At 70.6% G+C, this 15,299-nt stretch carries 17 protein-coding genes; 6 read left to right on the plus strand and 11 right to left on the minus strand.

What is annotated here, in order from left to right:
- Nucleotide 1 precedes the first annotated feature (1 nt).
- Nucleotides 2-454 carry a peptide-methionine (R)-S-oxide reductase MsrB gene (gene msrB, locus ON30_RS23655; protein ID WP_040710245.1) on the minus strand — a complete coding sequence of 151 codons (453 nt, stop codon included), beginning with the start codon at nt 452-454 and terminating at the stop codon, nt 2-4.
- 133 nt (nt 455-587) lie between these two features.
- Between msrB and ON30_RS23660 the strand changes: the two genes are divergently transcribed.
- A complete protein-coding gene (locus ON30_RS23660; protein ID WP_040710246.1) occupies nt 588-2,180 on the plus strand; it encodes an alkaline phosphatase D family protein in 1,593 nt (530 codons plus the stop codon).
- Here the strand turns inward: ON30_RS23660 and ON30_RS23665 are convergent.
- On the minus strand, nt 2,177-2,761 hold the full coding sequence (locus tag ON30_RS23665; protein WP_040710248.1) for a winged helix-turn-helix transcriptional regulator: 585 nt from the start codon (nt 2,759-2,761) through the stop codon (nt 2,177-2,179). The two genes, ON30_RS23660 and ON30_RS23665, sit on opposite strands and share 4 nt — an antisense overlap.
- 92 nt (nt 2,762-2,853) lie before the next feature.
- Between ON30_RS23665 and ON30_RS23670 the strand changes: the two genes are divergently transcribed.
- On the plus strand, nt 2,854-4,065 hold the full coding sequence (locus tag ON30_RS23670) for a pyridoxal phosphate-dependent aminotransferase (protein WP_040710282.1): 1,212 nt from the start codon (nt 2,854-2,856) through the stop codon (nt 4,063-4,065).
- 7 nt (nt 4,066-4,072) lie between these two features.
- Here the strand turns inward: ON30_RS23670 and ON30_RS23675 are convergent, their stop codons facing one another.
- The 5 genes from ON30_RS23675 to ON30_RS23695 form a co-directional block, all read right to left on the minus strand.
- Nucleotides 4,073-4,801 (minus strand): hypothetical protein, encoded by a 729-nt coding sequence (locus ON30_RS23675; protein WP_157183815.1) that lies wholly within the window; start codon nt 4,799-4,801, stop codon nt 4,073-4,075.
- 111 nt (nt 4,802-4,912) lie between these two features.
- On the minus strand, nt 4,913-5,857 hold the full coding sequence (locus ON30_RS23680) for an antibiotic biosynthesis monooxygenase (RefSeq protein WP_040710252.1): 945 nt from the start codon (nt 5,855-5,857) through the stop codon (nt 4,913-4,915).
- A gap of 5 nt (nt 5,858-5,862) precedes the next feature.
- Nucleotides 5,863-7,266, minus strand: a complete 1,404-nt coding sequence (locus ON30_RS23685; protein ID WP_040710254.1) for an amidohydrolase family protein — start codon at nt 7,264-7,266, stop codon at nt 5,863-5,865.
- A gap of 158 nt (nt 7,267-7,424) precedes the next feature.
- Nucleotides 7,425-8,003: an HdeD family acid-resistance protein gene (locus ON30_RS23690; protein WP_040710255.1), complete on the minus strand. Its 579-nt coding sequence runs from the start codon at nt 8,001-8,003 to the stop codon at nt 7,425-7,427.
- Between the two features lie 95 nt (nt 8,004-8,098).
- Nucleotides 8,099-8,512, minus strand: a complete 414-nt coding sequence (locus ON30_RS23695; protein WP_040710258.1) for a VOC family protein — start codon at nt 8,510-8,512, stop codon at nt 8,099-8,101.
- A gap of 238 nt (nt 8,513-8,750) precedes the next feature.
- Between ON30_RS23695 and ON30_RS23700 the strand changes: the two genes are divergently transcribed.
- Complete coding sequence (locus ON30_RS23700; RefSeq protein ID WP_085999398.1) at nt 8,751-9,731, plus strand: glycosyltransferase family 9 protein; 981 nt, start codon at nt 8,751-8,753, stop codon at nt 9,729-9,731.
- A 177-nt stretch (nt 9,732-9,908) separates the two neighbouring features.
- On the opposite strand, the gene ON30_RS23705 is transcribed toward ON30_RS23700, so the two are convergent.
- A complete protein-coding gene (locus tag ON30_RS23705; protein WP_040710262.1) occupies nt 9,909-10,268 on the minus strand; it encodes an ArsR/SmtB family transcription factor in 360 nt (119 codons plus the stop codon).
- 183 nt (nt 10,269-10,451) lie between these two features.
- Here ON30_RS23705 and ON30_RS23710 point away from each other — a divergent pair, with 183 nt between their 5' ends.
- On the plus strand, nt 10,452-11,219 hold the full coding sequence (locus ON30_RS23710; protein WP_040710264.1) for a M23 family metallopeptidase: 768 nt from the start codon (nt 10,452-10,454) through the stop codon (nt 11,217-11,219).
- A gap of 209 nt (nt 11,220-11,428) precedes the next feature.
- Complete coding sequence (locus ON30_RS23715) at nt 11,429-12,454, plus strand: hypothetical protein (protein WP_040710265.1); 1,026 nt, start codon at nt 11,429-11,431, stop codon at nt 12,452-12,454.
- Here the strand turns inward: ON30_RS23715 and ON30_RS23720 are convergent.
- Nucleotides 12,426-12,779 carry a hypothetical protein gene (locus ON30_RS23720; RefSeq protein WP_169334947.1) on the minus strand — a complete coding sequence of 118 codons (354 nt, stop codon included), beginning with the start codon at nt 12,777-12,779 and terminating at the stop codon, nt 12,426-12,428. The genes ON30_RS23715 and ON30_RS23720 overlap by 29 nt on opposite strands.
- A gap of 205 nt (nt 12,780-12,984) precedes the next feature.
- On the opposite strand from ON30_RS23720, the gene ON30_RS23725 reads away from it, so the two are divergent.
- Entirely contained in the window at nt 12,985-13,320 is a 336-nt protein-coding gene (locus tag ON30_RS23725) for an RNA polymerase-binding protein RbpA (protein ID WP_040710268.1), read from the plus strand.
- Nucleotides 13,321-13,383: 63 nt separating this feature from the next.
- On the opposite strand, the gene ON30_RS23730 is transcribed toward ON30_RS23725, so the two are convergent.
- The gene (locus ON30_RS23730; RefSeq protein WP_040710286.1) at nt 13,384-14,166 is read right to left on the minus strand and encodes an ABC transporter permease; all 783 of its coding nucleotides are present in this window, start codon (nt 14,164-14,166) and stop codon (nt 13,384-13,386) included.
- Nucleotides 14,167-14,270: 104 nt separating this feature from the next.
- Nucleotides 14,271-15,266 (minus strand): daunorubicin resistance protein DrrA family ABC transporter ATP-binding protein, encoded by a 996-nt coding sequence (locus tag ON30_RS23735; protein WP_040710269.1) that lies wholly within the window; start codon nt 15,264-15,266, stop codon nt 14,271-14,273.
- Nucleotides 15,267-15,299: the final 33 nt, after the last annotated feature.

A 15,299-nucleotide genomic window follows, 5' to 3' on the forward strand; every position in this document is an offset into this window, starting at 1 on the left:
CTCACACGTCCTCCTCGAAAATCGTCCGGTACCGGCCGTAGCCCTCCGCCTCGAGATCGTCGAGGTGGATGAACCGCAGCGCGGCGGAGTTGATGCAGTATCGCAGTCCCCCCTCGGCGCGGGGGCCGTCGGGGAACACGTGACCCAAGTGGCTGTCGCCGCCCGCCGACCTGACCTCGGTGCGGACCATCAGGTGGCTGAAGTCGCGCTTCTCGACCACGTTGTCCGCGTCCAGCGGCTTGGTGAAGCTCGGCCACCCGGTGCCGCTGTCGAATTTGTCCACCGAGGCGAACAGCGGTTCGCCCGACACCACGTCCACGTAGATTCCCGGCTCGTGGTTGTCCCAGTAGGCGCCGGTGAAGGGACGTTCGGTCCCGTTCTCCTGGGTGACGTGGTACTGCTCGGGCGACAGGGCGGCTGTCGCCGCGGGGTTGCGGTGGTATTCCTGTGCCACATGACCTCCTCGTGTCGGGCTCCCCGTACAACCACGCGGCGGCCTCGGAAAGTCCCGTTGATCGGCCGGATCACAGTCGCCGAGTTCGCCGGATCGCCGGCCCTGGGACGCCGGGGCACGTAGCGTCGGCGGTGTGGGGCAGTTGATACTCGGACCGGTGCTGCGGCACGTCGACGCCACCTCGGCGACCGTGTGGGTGGAGACCGACGCCGCCTGCGAGGTCGGCGTGGCGGGTCGGCGCGCGCGGACCTTCCAGGTCGGCGACCAGCATTTCGCGCTCGTCGTGGTGGACGGGCTGGAACCGGACAGCTCGCTGCCCTACGAGGTCACCCTGGACGGGGAGAAGGTGTGGCCGGAACCGGAGTCGGTGTTCCCGCCGAGCCGCATCCGCACCGGGCCGGTCGGCACGCTGCTGTTCGGCTCGTGCCGGGCGGCCAAGACCGATCCGAACGATCCCGGCCCGGATCCGATCGGCCCCGACGCGCTGGACGCCTACGCGCGGCGGATGGCCGCGCGCCCCGAACGCGAATGGGCCGACGCGCTGATCCTGCTCGGCGACCAGGTCTACGCCGACGAGCCGACCGAGCGGGTGCTGAAGTGGCTGGAGGCCCGGCGCGGAGACAGCGAGCCGAAGGGCGAGGTGGTCTCGTTCCGCGAATACGGCGAGCTCTACCGCGAATCCTGGTCGGACCCGGAGATCCGCTGGCTGATGTCGACGACACAGACCTCGATGATCTTCGACGATCACGACGTGCGCGACGACTGGAACACCTCGCGGACCTGGCGCGAGCAGATGGCCGCGCTGCCGTGGTGGTCGCGGCGCATCCGCGCGGGCCTGGCCTCCTACTGGGTCTACCAGCACATCGGGAATCTGACCCCGCGCGAACTCGAGGAGCTGCCGCTCTATCGCGCGGTCCGCGACGCCGAGGGCGACGTGGGCCCGATGCTCGAGGATTTCGCCGCGCTGGCCGACCTCGAGGTGGACGGCGGCAAGCCCGCGCGCTGGAGTTTCCGCCGCGATTTCGGCCGGGTCCGGCTGCTGATGATCGACACCCGCAGCGGCCGCATCCTCGACGGCGACCGGCTCATGGTGGGCGAATCCGAATTCGCCTGGCTCGAGGAGAACGCGCGCGGCGAGGTCGACCACCTGCTGATCGGTTCCTCGCTGCCGTGGCTGATGCCGCACGCGCTCAGTCACCTGCAATCGCTGGACGAGCGCGCCGCCGCATCGCCGGGGCTGCGCGGGCGGCTCGGTGAGAAGCTCAGGCAGGCGGCCGATCTGGAGCACTGGCCCGCCTTCCGCGCCTCCTTCGAGCGGTTGGCCGACCTGATCCGGCGTCTCGGCTCCGCGCCGGACGCGCCGAGCACGATCTGTGTGCTCTCCGGCGACGTGCACCACAGCTACGTCGCCCGCGCCGACTACCCGCGGCCAACGAGATCGACCGTGCTGCAACTGGTCTGCTCCCCCGTGCACAACGATCCGCCCAAGATCTTCCGGCTGGTCTTCCGGCTGTCCTGGGCCCGCCCCGCGGCCGCGCTGCTGCGGCGGTTGGCCGATCGGGCCGGGATCTCGCCCGATCCGCTGGGCTGGTCGAAGGTCAGCGGGCCGCATTTCGGCAATTCCCTGGCCGCGCTGCACCTGTCGGGACGTACGGGCCGTTTCGTGCTGGAGACCGCGCACGCCGAGGGCGGACTGCGGGTGGTCGCGGAGGTGGACCTGCCCTAGGTCCGTGCGTCCGGCAGGACCTCGTCGAGCGTCTTCGTTCCCGCGGCCACGGCGATCGCGGTGTCCAGGTCGAGGTCGAAGGTGAGCTCGGCGGCGGGAGCGGGGCCGTCGCGGTGGACGACGCCCGTCTCCGGGTCGACCTCGACGTGGAACACCGTCTCCCCGACCCGCACGTTCGCCGTTCCGGCGGGCATCCGCTCCGCGATCGCCCGGCCCAGCGGCAGCGCGAACCAGTGCGCGCGGACGGCGTCGGTGGGACGGCGGGGTTCGAGCGCGGGCGAGGCCCAGATCGAGAGCGCGTCCAGGACGGGGCGCAGCGCCGCGCCGGATTCGGTGAGTTCGTAGACCGCGGTGCTCGCCCTGGCGCCGACCCGCTTGCGGACCAGCACGCCGTCGCGTTCGAGTTCCTTGAGGCGGGCGGCCAGCACGTCGGTGCTGATGCCGGGGAGATCGGCGAACAGGTCGCTGTAGCGGCGCGGTCCCGAGCACAGTTCGCGGACCAGCAGCAGACTCCAGCGGTCACCGACGACGTCGAGCGCGCGGCTGACCGCGCAGTAGTGATCGTAGGTTCGGCGGGGCACCCGACCACTGTAGCTTGCTACTTGGAAAATCCAAGTGCACACTTGGCGAATCCAAGTAGAGTAGCCCGAGTTCGCTCCGAGAAGGGATGTCCATGCAGGTCAAACAGTCGAGCAAATTGGCGGGAGTCTCCTACGAGATCCGCGGCCCCGTGGCCGAGCAGGCCGCGCGACTCGAGGCCGAGGGCCATTACGTGGTCAAACTCAACACCGGCAACCCGCTGCTGTTCGGCTTCGAGGCGCCGCCGGAGATCCTCCAGGACATCGTGCGCTCGCTGCCCGGGTCCAGCGGCTACAGCTCCTCCAAAGGACTGCTGCCCGCCCGGCGCGCGGTCGTGCAGTACTACCAGACCCTCGGCCTGACCGAGGTCGACGTCGAACAGGTCTTCCTCGGCAACGGCGTCTCCGAACTGGTCATGATGGCGATGACCGCGCTGCTCGAGACCGGCGACGAAGTCCTGATCCCCGCACCGGATTTCCCGCTCTGGACCGCCGCCACCACCCTCAACGGCGGTCGCGCGGTGCACTACATCTGCGACGAATCCGCCGACTGGTTCCCCGATCTCGCCGACATCGAGGCCAAGATCACCGACCGCACCCGGGCCATCGTGCTCATCAACCCGAACAACCCGACCGGCGCGATCTATCCGCCGGAGGTGCTGCGCGGCGTCCTCGAGATCGCCCGCCGCCACCAACTCGTGGTGTTCTCCGACGAGATCTACGACAAGATCCGCTACGACGGCTCCACCCACACCGCCACCGCCTCGCTGGCCCCCGACCTGCTGTGCCTGACCTTCTCCGGCCTGTCGAAGTCCTATCGCTGCGCGGGGTTCCGCTCCGGGTGGCTGATGGTCTCGGGCCCCACCGAACACGCCGAGAACTACCTGGAGGGGCTGACCATGCTCGCCGGGATGCGGTTGTGCGCCAACGTCCCCGGCCAACAGGCGATCCAGGCCGCCCTCGGCGGCTACCAGAGCATCCACGACATGACCCTGCCCGGCGGACGCCTGCGCGAACAGCGCGACCGCGCCTGGGAGGCGCTCACCGCGATCCCCGGCATCACCTGCGTCAAGCCGAGCGGGGCCATCTACGCCTTCCCGCGCATCGACCGGTCGGTGTATCCGATCCACGACGACGAACGCTTCGTCCTGGACCTGCTGTTGCAGGAGAAGATCCACATCGTGCAGGGCACCGGCTTCAACTGGCCGCATCCCGACCACTTCCGCATCCTGACCCTGCCGCACGCCGACGATCTCGAGGCGATCATCGGCCGGATCGGGCGGTTCCTGGCCACCTACAAGCAGTGACCGGCGCTCAGCGCCCGCGCACCTTGGCCACCTGCGCGTCGAGCAGTCGATCGCCGAAAGCGATGCCCTCGGCGGGGATCTCGGCCGCCCACGCGGGCGCGCTGATGTACTGCACCACCGTCCGTCCGCCGACCTCGACGAACCGGATCACGGTCGGCACCGCGGCGTCGGACTCGCCTTCCGGTCGCCGCATGGCCGACATCTCGGCGACCGCGCCGACGCCGGCGATCTGCCGGGACGTGGGCACCTCCCAGAGGCGTTCGGACTGCGAACCGTCGGCGACGGTCACCGCTTCCCCCGTCCACCGGCTGGGGCAGGCGCTCAGTCGCACGGCCAGCGCGGAGGTGTCGATCACCCGGTTCAGCACGGCCAGGTGCACCTCGAAACCGCTCGCGCCCTCGACTGGCGCGGCGGTGACCAGCGCGCCCGCCGACGGGTCGCCGTCGATCAGCGCGATCGCCGCGTCACGGGCCCGGCAGGCGGGCGCGCGCTCGGGGTCCGTCACCGACACGGCCACCGCCACCGCGCCGAGTCGGGCGGCCTGCTCCGGCGGCGGCGTGCGGTAGGCGGCCTCGGGGGTGTCCGCGGCCGTCAGCAGGAGTTCGGTCACCGGACGCGTCGGCGCGGGCGCACCGCTGCTCGACGGTGCTCCCGCCGCCCGGTCCTCGCTCGCGCAACCGGCCCCGAGAACACCGCAGACCAGGACGCTCGCCACCAGGATTCGCCCCACCGACACCGCGTCCAGACTCCCCTGTTCGGGGCCGCTCCGTGCGAACGGCCGTCGATCAGCTTAACCGCCGACCCGCCGTCGACTCGAATCCGCTGTTCCGGCACCGACTTCGCGCGCTCAGCGGTAATCCCAGTACTGCAACCACGGCACGGAGGCGAACAGCGCCAACGTCGCCGCGTACAGCGCCGCCACCACCGTCGCGCCGACCAGTCCGCGCCGCCACCCGGCGCCGTCGACCGGGTCCAGCCAGCGCCGGAACGCCGCCGCGGCGGCCGGCGAGAGCACCCAGCTCATCGAGGCGACGCTGACGATCTGGCTCAACCACATCGCCAGCCACGGCGGCGCGCCCCACTCGTCGAGCACCGGGCCGAGGAACCGCGACAACGTCATCACCGTCGGGTAGAGCACCAGCAGCACCAGCATCGCCACCTTCCAGGTGGGCGTCACCCGGGTGCGGCCGTCCACGGTGCGCAGCGTGGAACCGAAGGGCGTGCTGTGCACCGCCATCGAGAAATCCTCGGTCAGCTCCGAGCGCAGCGCGGGCAGCGCGGCACGGCGCTGTTCGGACTCCAGCCACGCCGCCAACTGACCGGCCGTGCGGAAGCGCAGCACCGAGAACCAGCCGCCCGGACCGCCGGGACCGAACAGCGCCGCGCCGTCGAACCCCGGAAATCCCGCGCTCAACGCGACCAATTCGACCTCGGTGGCGACGAATTCGGCCGAGCGGCCCGCGGCGACGCTGTGTCGGAACACGCCGACCCCCGGCGGCGGCAACTGTCCGTCGACCAGCACCAGATCGGCGCTCCTGCGGTGGAATCCGAGCGCTTCGCCCTCCGCGACCACCCGGGCACGCGCGGGCGAGTCCAAGTAGGCGTGCGCGTCGTCCTCGGTCTCGAAAGCGACCGCAAGACCGGGATCGAGCAACGGTTCGTCGCTCACCGCGCGAGTGTTCTGCACGAAACCCGGTGCGGCGGCGGCGACCGCGGCCATCCGGGTCAGCCAGGTCAGGAACGCCGCGGCCTCGGCGGGGCGGTGGAAAACGGTGATCGCGGTGGCGCGCACCCGGATCAGCCCTCGTCGACGCGGCGGCCCTGCACGTACACCTGGGCCACCGCGCGCTCGTCCAGCCCCATCAGCAGGGCGAACAGTTCCTGGTCGCGGGCCAGGATCGGGTCCGCCGAGCGGGTTCCGTTGGCCAGCGTCGCGGCCAGCGCCGGCGAGGCGGCCGGGTCCAGGACGAGGAAATCGGCTTCCTTGTCGAGATCGAAGTTCCCGAAGCGGTTCTCCATGTCCAGGGCCCGCGCGCCCGCCAGGGTTCCGGTGAACAGCAACTGCGCCGGATGCAGCGAGACGCCGTCGGCGCCCGGTTCGGAGATGTGCACCTTGAACGCCGCCGCCAGGACCCGCGGGATCGTCCACTCGTCCCCGCCGCCGTAATCGGTGCCCGCCGCCACGGTCACTCCCGAGGCGATCGTCCGGTTCCACGGCATCGTGCCCGAGCCGAGAAATTGCTGGGAGACCGGACAGTGCGCGACCGAGGTCCCCGTCGCGGCCATCCGCGCGAGTTCGACGTCCTGGCAGTGCACGGCGTGCGCGAGGATGCTGCGCCTGCCCAGCAGACTGCTGCCGCCCACCCGCGAGCCGGGCAGGAACCGCCCGTCGTAGGTGTCGAGGTAGGTGTGCACGCCGTAGGTCTGCTTGGTGGTGTCCACCTCGCCGGTGCCGGGACGAGCGTTCTCGTTGAGGTGGCTGTGGAAGTAGACGCCGCGTTCGCGCACGGCGTCGTAGAGCTCACCGAGGTTGTAGAGGGTCTCGCGGGTGACCGAGAGCGCGAAGCGGGGCACGATCGCCACGTGCAGCAGCGCGGTGTCCACCTCGCCGGTGTCGGCGGCGTGCCAGGCGTCGATCTCGGCCCTGGTACGCCGGACCACCTCGGCTTCGGGAACGATCAGGGCCGCCTCGGCCGCGCCGCCGGTGGTCTGGATGCCGCTGCCGCTGATCATCCGCAGACCCCGGCGGTGCGTCTCGGCGAACAGCGCGTCCTGGGCGTGGCGGAAGGCCGAGCCGAACACCAGCGCCGCGGTGGTCCCCGCCGCGATCCGCCGCGCGCAGAACTCCGCGGCAGCGAGGCGGGCGAATTCGGGGTCGGCGTAGCGGGACTCGGCCGGGTAGACGCAGTCGGTGAGCCATTCCAGCAGTTGACCGCCGCCGTAGGCGTCGCCCGCGAAGGTCTGGGGAAAATGCACGTGGGTGTCGACGAATCCGGGCACCAGGTAACCGGGACGGTGATCGACGACCTCCGCCGCGCGCAGATGTCCCGGCAGGCCCGCGCGGTCGCCGCAGTAGTGGATGCGACCGTCCGCGCCGACGGCCAGCGCGCCGTCCGGGATCGCGACCAGGGCCCGCGCCGCGTCCGTCACGGTCGGGCGTCCGGTGATGTGGAAGATGCGCCCCAAATGGACCCGGCTCACGCACCGAGCAGAACACAAGATCGCGCGGACATTCCGGACATTGCCGGAAAAGACGCTTCTACCTGCGGTGACGCGGTGTGTCGGACGAGCCTGGCCACCCCGGACGCGACACACCCGGCGCCCGCCTCGAAGGCGTCGCCGGGTGCGTCACCGCGGGCTCAGACGCCCGCGGGAATGCTCTTGGCGTCCTTGCGGACACCGAAGGCGGTGATGATCTCCATGACGCCGAGCACGATCAGCCAGATGCCCGCCACCAGTACCAGCGTCGCGGTCGAGGTGATCGGCCAGACGATCAGCACCACGCCCGCGATCGCGGTCAGCACACCGAAGAAGATCTGCCACCCGCGGCCGGGCACCGGATCGGAGATCGCGCTCATCAGGATCGCGATCCCGCGGAACAGCCATCCGATGCCGATCCACAACCCCAGCAACATGATCGAGGCCAGTTCGTCGCGGAAGCAGAAGATGCCGATGATGATGCACAGCACGCCGGTGATGAACAGCAGCACCCGCATGCCCGCGCTCACACTGGTGCCGAACGCCGCGATCAATTGGAGCACGCCGGTGACCACCAGGTAGATACCGAACAGGATGCCCGCCACGACCAAGGTCGGCCCCGGCCAGACCAGCATCATGATGCCGAGGATCACCGACAGCAGACCGATGACCAGAACCGATTGCCAGGCACTCTTCGCGACCGTCTGCAGAGGCCCCTCTAGCACGCTGTTAGCCGTCATGAGCTGATGCTATGCCGAGAAGTTGAAGTTTTCTGGATATTTGCCAGACATCCGACACGCGGTCGCGGCAACCGCGACGCGCCGGAGCGGACGGGTTAGGCGGCCGACCCCGCGATGTTCACCATCCAGGCCACGCCGAAGCGGTCCCGCACCATCCCGAACTCATCGCCCCACATCTGCTTCTCCAACGGCACCGTGACCGTGCCGCCCGCGCCCAACTGCTCCCAGTAGCGGCGCAATTCGTCGGCGTCCTCGCCGCTGAGGCTGATCGAGATGCTGCTGCCCGGGGTGTAATCCGCCCCGGGCGGGGTGTCGGAGGCCATCAGCGTGAAACCGCCGGGCGTCTCCAAGGTGCCGTGCATGATCAGATCCGCGCCCTCGTCCTCGGCGTGGCCGAATTCGCCGAAGGTGCTCAGCGTCAACTCCCCGCCGAAGACCTCGCGGTAGAACTCGAGCGCCGCGCGCGCGTTCGCGCCGAAACCGATGTACGGGTTGAGCCTGGAGCCCATCGACTTCTCCTCGCTGTAGGTGTCGTTCCCGCTGTAGGTGTCGCCACCTGCGAGGTTACTGCCGAGCCGGGGGCGCGCGAAGCACTATGGCCGCACGCACCCGACGTTTACCGCGCCGAGCGCCGGGGAAGTCATCGAGGGTGACCGTCCTCGGCGGCGGGCGGTGCGGGCAGCACCCGCGGGCCGAGGGGTCACGGGCAGATCGGTGTCAGGAATCTCCGGTGGCGAGGAGTTGAGGGTGGCGGTAGTACTCGTGCTGCAGGCACGTGGACTCGGTGACTTGCTCACCGCGGTCCCGGCGCTACGCGCGCTGCGACGGGCCGAGCCGCGCGATCAGATCGTGCTCGCCGCGCCGCAGCGTCTCAAGCCCATCATCGACCTGATCGCCTCGGTCGACACCCTGCTGCCCACCGCCGATCCCGCCACGCTGCGCTGGCACGGCCCCGCGCCCAAGCTCGCGGTCAACCTGCACGAACCCGACACCGAGACCATCCTGGCGCTGCGCGGCACCGCGCCCGCGCGCCTGCTCACCTACCGCGAGCCCACCCTGCCCGAGGTGGACGGCCCCGTGTGGCGCACCGACATGCACGAGGTCGACCGGTGGTGTCACCTGCTCGAATCCGGCGGCATCGGTGCCGACCGACGCAATCTCGGCTTGGTGCCCCCGGTCTCGACCACCAGTCACCGCGACTGCGTGGTGGTCCACGTCGGCGCGGGCGCGCCCGCGCGGCGGTGGCCGCCGGACCGCTTCGCCGCCGTCCTCCGGCATCTGCTGGTCCTGGGCCGCGACGTGGTGATCACCGGCGACGAATTCGAGCGCGACCTCGCCCTGGGCGTCGCGGCGCGTGCCGGTCTCCCGGTGAGCCGGGTGCTGGCCGGGCAACAGAACCTGGTCGAACTGGCCGCCACCGTCGCCGAGGCGTCACTGGTGATCTGCGGCGACACCGGCGTGGCGAATCTGGCGACGGCCTTCGGCACGCGCACCGTCCTGCTCTACGGCCCGACGCCGCCGCGCTGGGGCGGACCGCCCGCGCACCTGCTCGGCAGGCACGCCGTGCTGTGGACCGGCCGGATCGGCGATCCGCAGGCGCGCACCCCCGACCCGGGCCTGCTCGAGATCGACGTCGACTCGGTCGTGGACGCCGTCGACACCCAACTCTCGCGGCGCACCTGGCCCGGTATCGAACGTCGGCGCGCCCCCTACCGCCGCGTCGGCTGAATCCCCACCGCCGCCTCCGCTGAAGTTCTCACTCCTGGCCTCCGCCGCGACCCGTCTGCTCGGCCGAGTCGACCGGGCTCTCCTCATCGCCAGGTCGGGCGAGCCCCCACCGCCGCGTCGACCGATCCCCGGCCTCCGCCGCGGCCCGCCTGCTCCGCCGAGCCGACCGGGCTCTTCTCATCGGGTCGGTCGAGCCCCCACGGGCTGGGCGGACCGGGCACCCGGCGCGGCGAAGGATTCGTCCAGGGCGGCGGCGTAGGCGGCCAGGGCGGTGGGCCAGAACTGTTCCAGGTAGTCGCGGGCGTCGCCGAGTCCGCGCGGGTCCAGCGAGTACAGCCTGCGATTGCCCGCGGGCCGCATCATCACCAACCGGGCCTCGCGCAGCACGCGCAGGTGCTGGGAGACCGCGGAACTGGTCACCCCTACCGCGGCGGCCAGTTCCCCGACCGAGCGCGGGGCCGGGGGCAAGGTCTCGAAGATGGCGCGGCGCGTGGGGTCCGCGAGCGCTTCCAGGGCTCTCACTCCGTTAGTCGGCACTGAAACAGTGTGCCCGATACGGTGTTCGCTGGGCGAATCGGGGTAGGACCGCGTTTCCGCAGGTGGATACCGGCAGCTCACCGTTCCGTTACCGGGCCGTGATCATTCAACAGGCGTTTTGCCGGCCGGTGATGGTAACCACAGGATTACTGTCGCCGCGTGGAGCTACCGTACGTTCGGTTCATGCCCGTGACCGTTCCGTTACCCACCCGTCGGCCCGGCGCCTCTCGCCCCCGCAGGCACCGCGTCGCCACCCGCGCCGTGGCCGTCACCGCCGTCGTCGGCGCCTCGCTCGGCGTGCTCACCGCCGCCGAACTGCGCGACGCGGGGCCCGCCCGGGCCGGCGCCGTCGCCGGACCCGACACCGAGACCCTCGTGGCCGCCGCGGCCGCGAACTTCCACAGCGTGACCCCCGCGCCGCCGGTGCCGCCCGCCCCCGCGAGCCCCGACACGTTCACCGCCTTCACCCCGCCCGAGGCCCAGCGCCCGCAGACCGTGCCCGAACCGGTCCTGTGGGAGTTGCACCAGCAGGCCGTCGAAGCCGCCCGGCCCCGCACCGTGCGCCCCGTCGCGGGCATCCTGACCTCCAACTTCGGCATGCGCTGGGGCGAGATGCACAAAGGCATCGACTTCGGTGAACCCATCGGCGCCCCCATCGGCGCGGTCACCGACGGCGTCGTGATCGAGGCGGGCCCCGCCTCCGGCTTCGGGTTGTGGGTCCGCGTGCAGCAGGACGACGGCACCGTCGGCGTCTACGGCCACGTCAACGAGATCCTGGCGACCGTCGGACAGCAGGTGAAGGCGGGCGAGGTCATCGCCACCGTCGGCAATCGCGGCTACTCCACCGGCCCGCACCTGCACTACGAAGTGCACGACCCCGCCGCCGGCGCGATCGACCCGCTGGGCTGGCTGGCCGCCCGCGGCCTTCAGATCCTGGGCTTCCCCGGCTGATTCCCGCGAAGTTCCTCGTGCGTCGATGAGGGGCGCGCGAATCGAGGCCGATTCCGGCCCCGTCGAGCAGGACCCGCGGACAGTGTCGTCCACGGGTCCTCCCCTACCTCGGAGGTAGGGGAGCGCCCGGAGTCCGGCACCTCGGTAGCGGTACCGGATGACCCCACGGCGGGATGTGCGCTCCGGCTGCGGATTCCTACCGTCGGAGCATGTCGACGATCGATATCCCTTCGGCGGGAACGTCTTCCGCCTCCGATCGACCGCACGGCGGGCCGCACCGGCCGCTGCTGGTCATGGTCGCCGTGATGGCGGCGCTGGTCCTGGTCGCCACCGTCGGCATGCTGGTCGACGACCGACGCCTGCTCGGCGAATCGGTCTGGCTCAAACCCTGGAAGTTCGGCATCGCCTTCGCCGTCTACGGACTCACCCTGACCTGGCTGCTGTCCCTGCCGCACCGCGCTCGGCGCGCGACGTGGTGGCTGGGCGCGGTCATCGCGGTCACCGGGATCGTCGACGTCGGCTTCATCGCCCTGCAGGCCGCGCGCGGCAGTTTCAGCCATTTCAACAACGCCGACAGCGACCCGGTCAATGTCGTCGGGCAGTGGATCTTCACCTCCGGCGTCCCCGGCCTGTTCCTGGCGACGCTGGTCCTGGCGGTGCTGATATCGCGGCAGCGACTGGTCGACGGACCCACCACCCTGGCCATCCGCGCGGGTCTGACGCTCGCGGTCCTGGGCATGGCGCAGGCGTACCTGATGGGATTCACCGGCAAGCAGCGCGTCCTGGACGCCGAGGGCAGACCGGTGGAACTGGGCGCGGGCAACACCGTGCTCGACCCGGCCGCGCGCACCGAGGCCGCCCGCGACGTCGACGGCATGCCGCTGACCCACTGGAGCACCCTCGGCGGTGACCTGCGCATCCCGCATTTCCTGGGCCTGCACGCACTGCAAGTCCTGCCGGCGGCCGTGCTCGCCCTGTCGGCGGCGGCCCGCCGCCACGCCTGGCTGCGGCCCGAACGCACCCGCACCGAACTGGTCGCGGTGCTGGGTTTCGGCTACGCCGGACTGTTCGCGCTGGTGTTCTGGCAGGCGATGCGCGCCCAGTCGCTGATCCACCCCGACGGCGCCACCCTGGCGGTGTTCGCCGGACTGCTCAGCACCGTCGCGGGACTGCTGGTGCTGGTCGGACTGCGCGGACGCGCCCGGCTCACCGCAGGCGCTCGGCCTCGCGGGTGAGGTCGACCAGGGATTTGCTGAGCATCGCCAATTCGGCGGCGTCGGCCCCCTCCTCGATGGCGATCGCGATGTCCTCGGCCGCGCAGCGGGCCGCGAACCAGCGGTCGGCCAGGTCGGCGGCTTCCTGGGCGCTCAGCACCACCGAGTCGTCCGGGATCCCGGTGCCCTTGAGGCTGTTGCGATGTTCGTAGGCGCGCTGACGGCAGGACTGGCGGCAGTAGCGGCGACGCCGCCCGGCCTCGGATTCCACGATCTGCCGTCCGCACCACAGACAGGACAGATGACGATCCGCGGCGGCACTGCCCGACCTGACTGTATGAGGCACGTGCCACACGATAGCCGCGCCCGTCACACCGCGCCAATTCCCGTAGCGGGCACCGCAATCCGCGACACCCGCGGGGCGTGCTCGGGTAGCGGGCCGCGCGGCCACTACAATGGCACGGTTCTCCCGTCGCCGGGGCGGGAACTATTCGAGCAGGTCCGTGCGTTGACCACTGTGTCCGCACGGTATCGACAGGGAGAGGCACACCATGGCAGATCGCGTACTCCGGGGTAGTCGGCTCGGAGCGGTGAGCTACGAGACCGATCGCGACCACGACCTGGCTCCGCGTCGGATCGCCCGGTACCGCACCGACAACGGCGAGGAATTCGACGTCCCCTTCGCCGACGACGCGGAGATCCCGCCCACCTGGCTGTGCCGCAACGGCCAGGAGGGGGTGCTGCTCGAGGGCACCACCCAGGAGACCAAGAAGGTCAAGCCGCCGCGCACGCACTGGGACATGCTGCTGGAACGCCGCAGCAAGGACGAGCTCGAGGAGCTGCTCAAGGAGCGCCTCGACCTGCTCAAGACCCGCAGGCGCGTGTAACGACGCGAAACGACACGAGGCCGCTTCCTCCCGGGGAAGCGGCCTCGTTCGTGTTCGTAGAACCTAGTGGCTGGCGACCTTGCGGTACTGCAACAAGGCCAGCGGCATCGCCACCGCCAGGATCACCACCGAACACCCGATCGCGTATTCGACGCAGTGTTCGGCGGCCCACCCGGTGGGCCGGCTGAAGGTGGGCGGCGAGGTGTTGTCGAACAACTTGCGCCCGGCCGCCGAGACCGCGGTGATCGGATTCCACTCCGCGATCACCCGCAGCGGGCCCGGCAGACTCGTCGCGGAGATGAACGCCGAGGAGATGAACGACAGCGGGAACAGCCAGATCAGTCCCGCGCTCTGGGCCACCTCCACCGTCGGCGAGAGCAGACCGGTCAGCGCGCCCACCCACGACATCGCGAACGCGAACAGCAGGATGACGCCGAAGGCCAGCGCCGCGTCGGCGACACCGCCGTGGATGCGCCAGCCGACCACATACCCGCAACCCACCATCACGATCAGGCTCAACACGTTGACCACCAGGTCCGAGAGCGTGCGCCCCATCAGCACCGCCAGCCGCGACATCGGCAGCGTGCGCATCCGATCGATGATGCCCTGGTGCAGGTCGCCCGCCAGACCGACGGTGGTGAAAGCCGCGTTGAACGCGACGGTCTGGGCGAAGATGCCCGCGAGCAGGAATTCGCGATATTGGCTGCCGCCGAGCGAGGCTCCGAAGACGTAGGCGAACAGGAACACGAACATCAGCGGCTGGATGGTGGCGGTGACCAGCAGCGTCGGCACCCGCAGGATGGTGAGCAGATTGCGGTGGGCCACGATCGCGCTGTCGCGCAGGATGCGCAGTCGCGGTGCGCCGACCTCGGCGTCGGTCACCGTCCGCGCCGGGTCGATCGCCGAATCTCCTTTCGGTGCTTGGTCTTTCACAACGGTTCCGGCGACACTCACGACATGATCTCCTCTTGTACGTCATCGTCGGCCCGCTCGCGCGCGTCCTGGTCGGAGGCGGGAGTGCCGGTGAGCGAAAGGAATACGTCGTCCAGGGTAGGACGATGCACGTTGGCGTCCAGGACGCACACCCCGGCATCATCGAGTCGCCGCAGCGCCTCGACCATGGTGCGCGACCCGTCGCCCACCACCACCGACGCCTCCTCGGTGCCCGGTTCGTGCACGGGTTCGCCGACGCCGACCTGGGCCAGCACCCGCAGCGCGGGCGCGATCTCCTGACCGGCGGCCAGGGTGACGGTGAGCCGGTCGCCGCCGATGGAGGTCTTCAGCTCGTCGGCCGACCCGCGCGCGATGACCCGCCCCTTGTCGATCACGGTGATCCGGTCGGCCAGCAGGTCGGCCTCCTCCAGGTACTGCGTGGTCAGCAGGACGGTGGTGCCGTCGTCCACCAGGTCGCCGATGATCCGCCACATGTCCATCCGACCGCGCGGGTCCAAGCCGGTGGTGGGCTCGTCGAGCACCACGACCGCCGGTCTGGCCACCAGCGCGCCCGCCAGGTCCAGGCGGCGCGCCATACCGCCGGAGTAGGTGCCCGCGCGCCGGTTCGCGGCGCTCTCCAGCCCCAGGGCGGCGAGCAGTTCCTCGGCCCTGGTCGCCGCGCGGCGCTGGGTCATCCCGTAGAGCCGCGCGACCATGCGCAGGTTCTCGTAGCCGGTGAGATTGCCGTCGACGGCCGCGTACTGGCCCGACAGGCCGATCCGCGTGCGCGCCCCCGCGGGATCCTTCAGCACGTCCACCCCGGCGACCTTCACCGAGCCCGCGCACGGGCGCAGCAGCGTCGTCACGATCCGCACGGTCGTGGTCTTGCCCGCGCCGTTGGGGCCGAGCAGGCCCATGATCGTGCCCGCCGGAATCTGCAGGTCGACGTCGTCGAGGACCTTGACCTTGCCGAAGTTCTTGACCAGTCCGAGGACTTCCACCGCGAAACTCATCGGCGCGCCTCCCTCACGGACCCGTCCGCGCCG

Source organism: Nocardia takedensis NBRC 100417 (genome assembly GCF_000308695.1).
Taxonomy (GTDB): Bacteria; Actinomycetota; Actinomycetes; order Mycobacteriales; family Mycobacteriaceae; genus Nocardia; species Nocardia takedensis.

Bases quoted from the DNA above. Each gene is read 5' to 3' on its own strand.
- ON30_RS23695 (WP_040710258.1), bottom strand. From the start codon at position 8,512: ATGGGCTCCAGGCTCAACCCGTACATCGGTTTCGGCGCGAACGCGCGC.
- ON30_RS23725 (WP_040710268.1), top strand. From the start codon at position 12,985: ATGGCAGATCGCGTACTCCGGGGTAGTCGGCTCGGAGCGGTGAGCTAC.
- ON30_RS23710 (WP_040710264.1), top strand. From the start codon at position 10,452: ATGCCCGTGACCGTTCCGTTACCCACCCGTCGGCCCGGCGCCTCTCGC.
- ON30_RS23735 (WP_040710269.1), bottom strand. From the start codon at position 15,266: ATGAGTTTCGCGGTGGAAGTCCTCGGACTGGTCAAGAACTTCGGCAAG.
- ON30_RS23690 (WP_040710255.1), bottom strand. From the start codon at position 8,003: ATGACGGCTAACAGCGTGCTAGAGGGGCCTCTGCAGACGGTCGCGAAG.
- ON30_RS23715 (WP_040710265.1), top strand. From the start codon at position 11,429: ATGTCGACGATCGATATCCCTTCGGCGGGAACGTCTTCCGCCTCCGAT.
- ON30_RS23670 (WP_040710282.1), top strand. From the start codon at position 2,854: ATGCAGGTCAAACAGTCGAGCAAATTGGCGGGAGTCTCCTACGAGATC.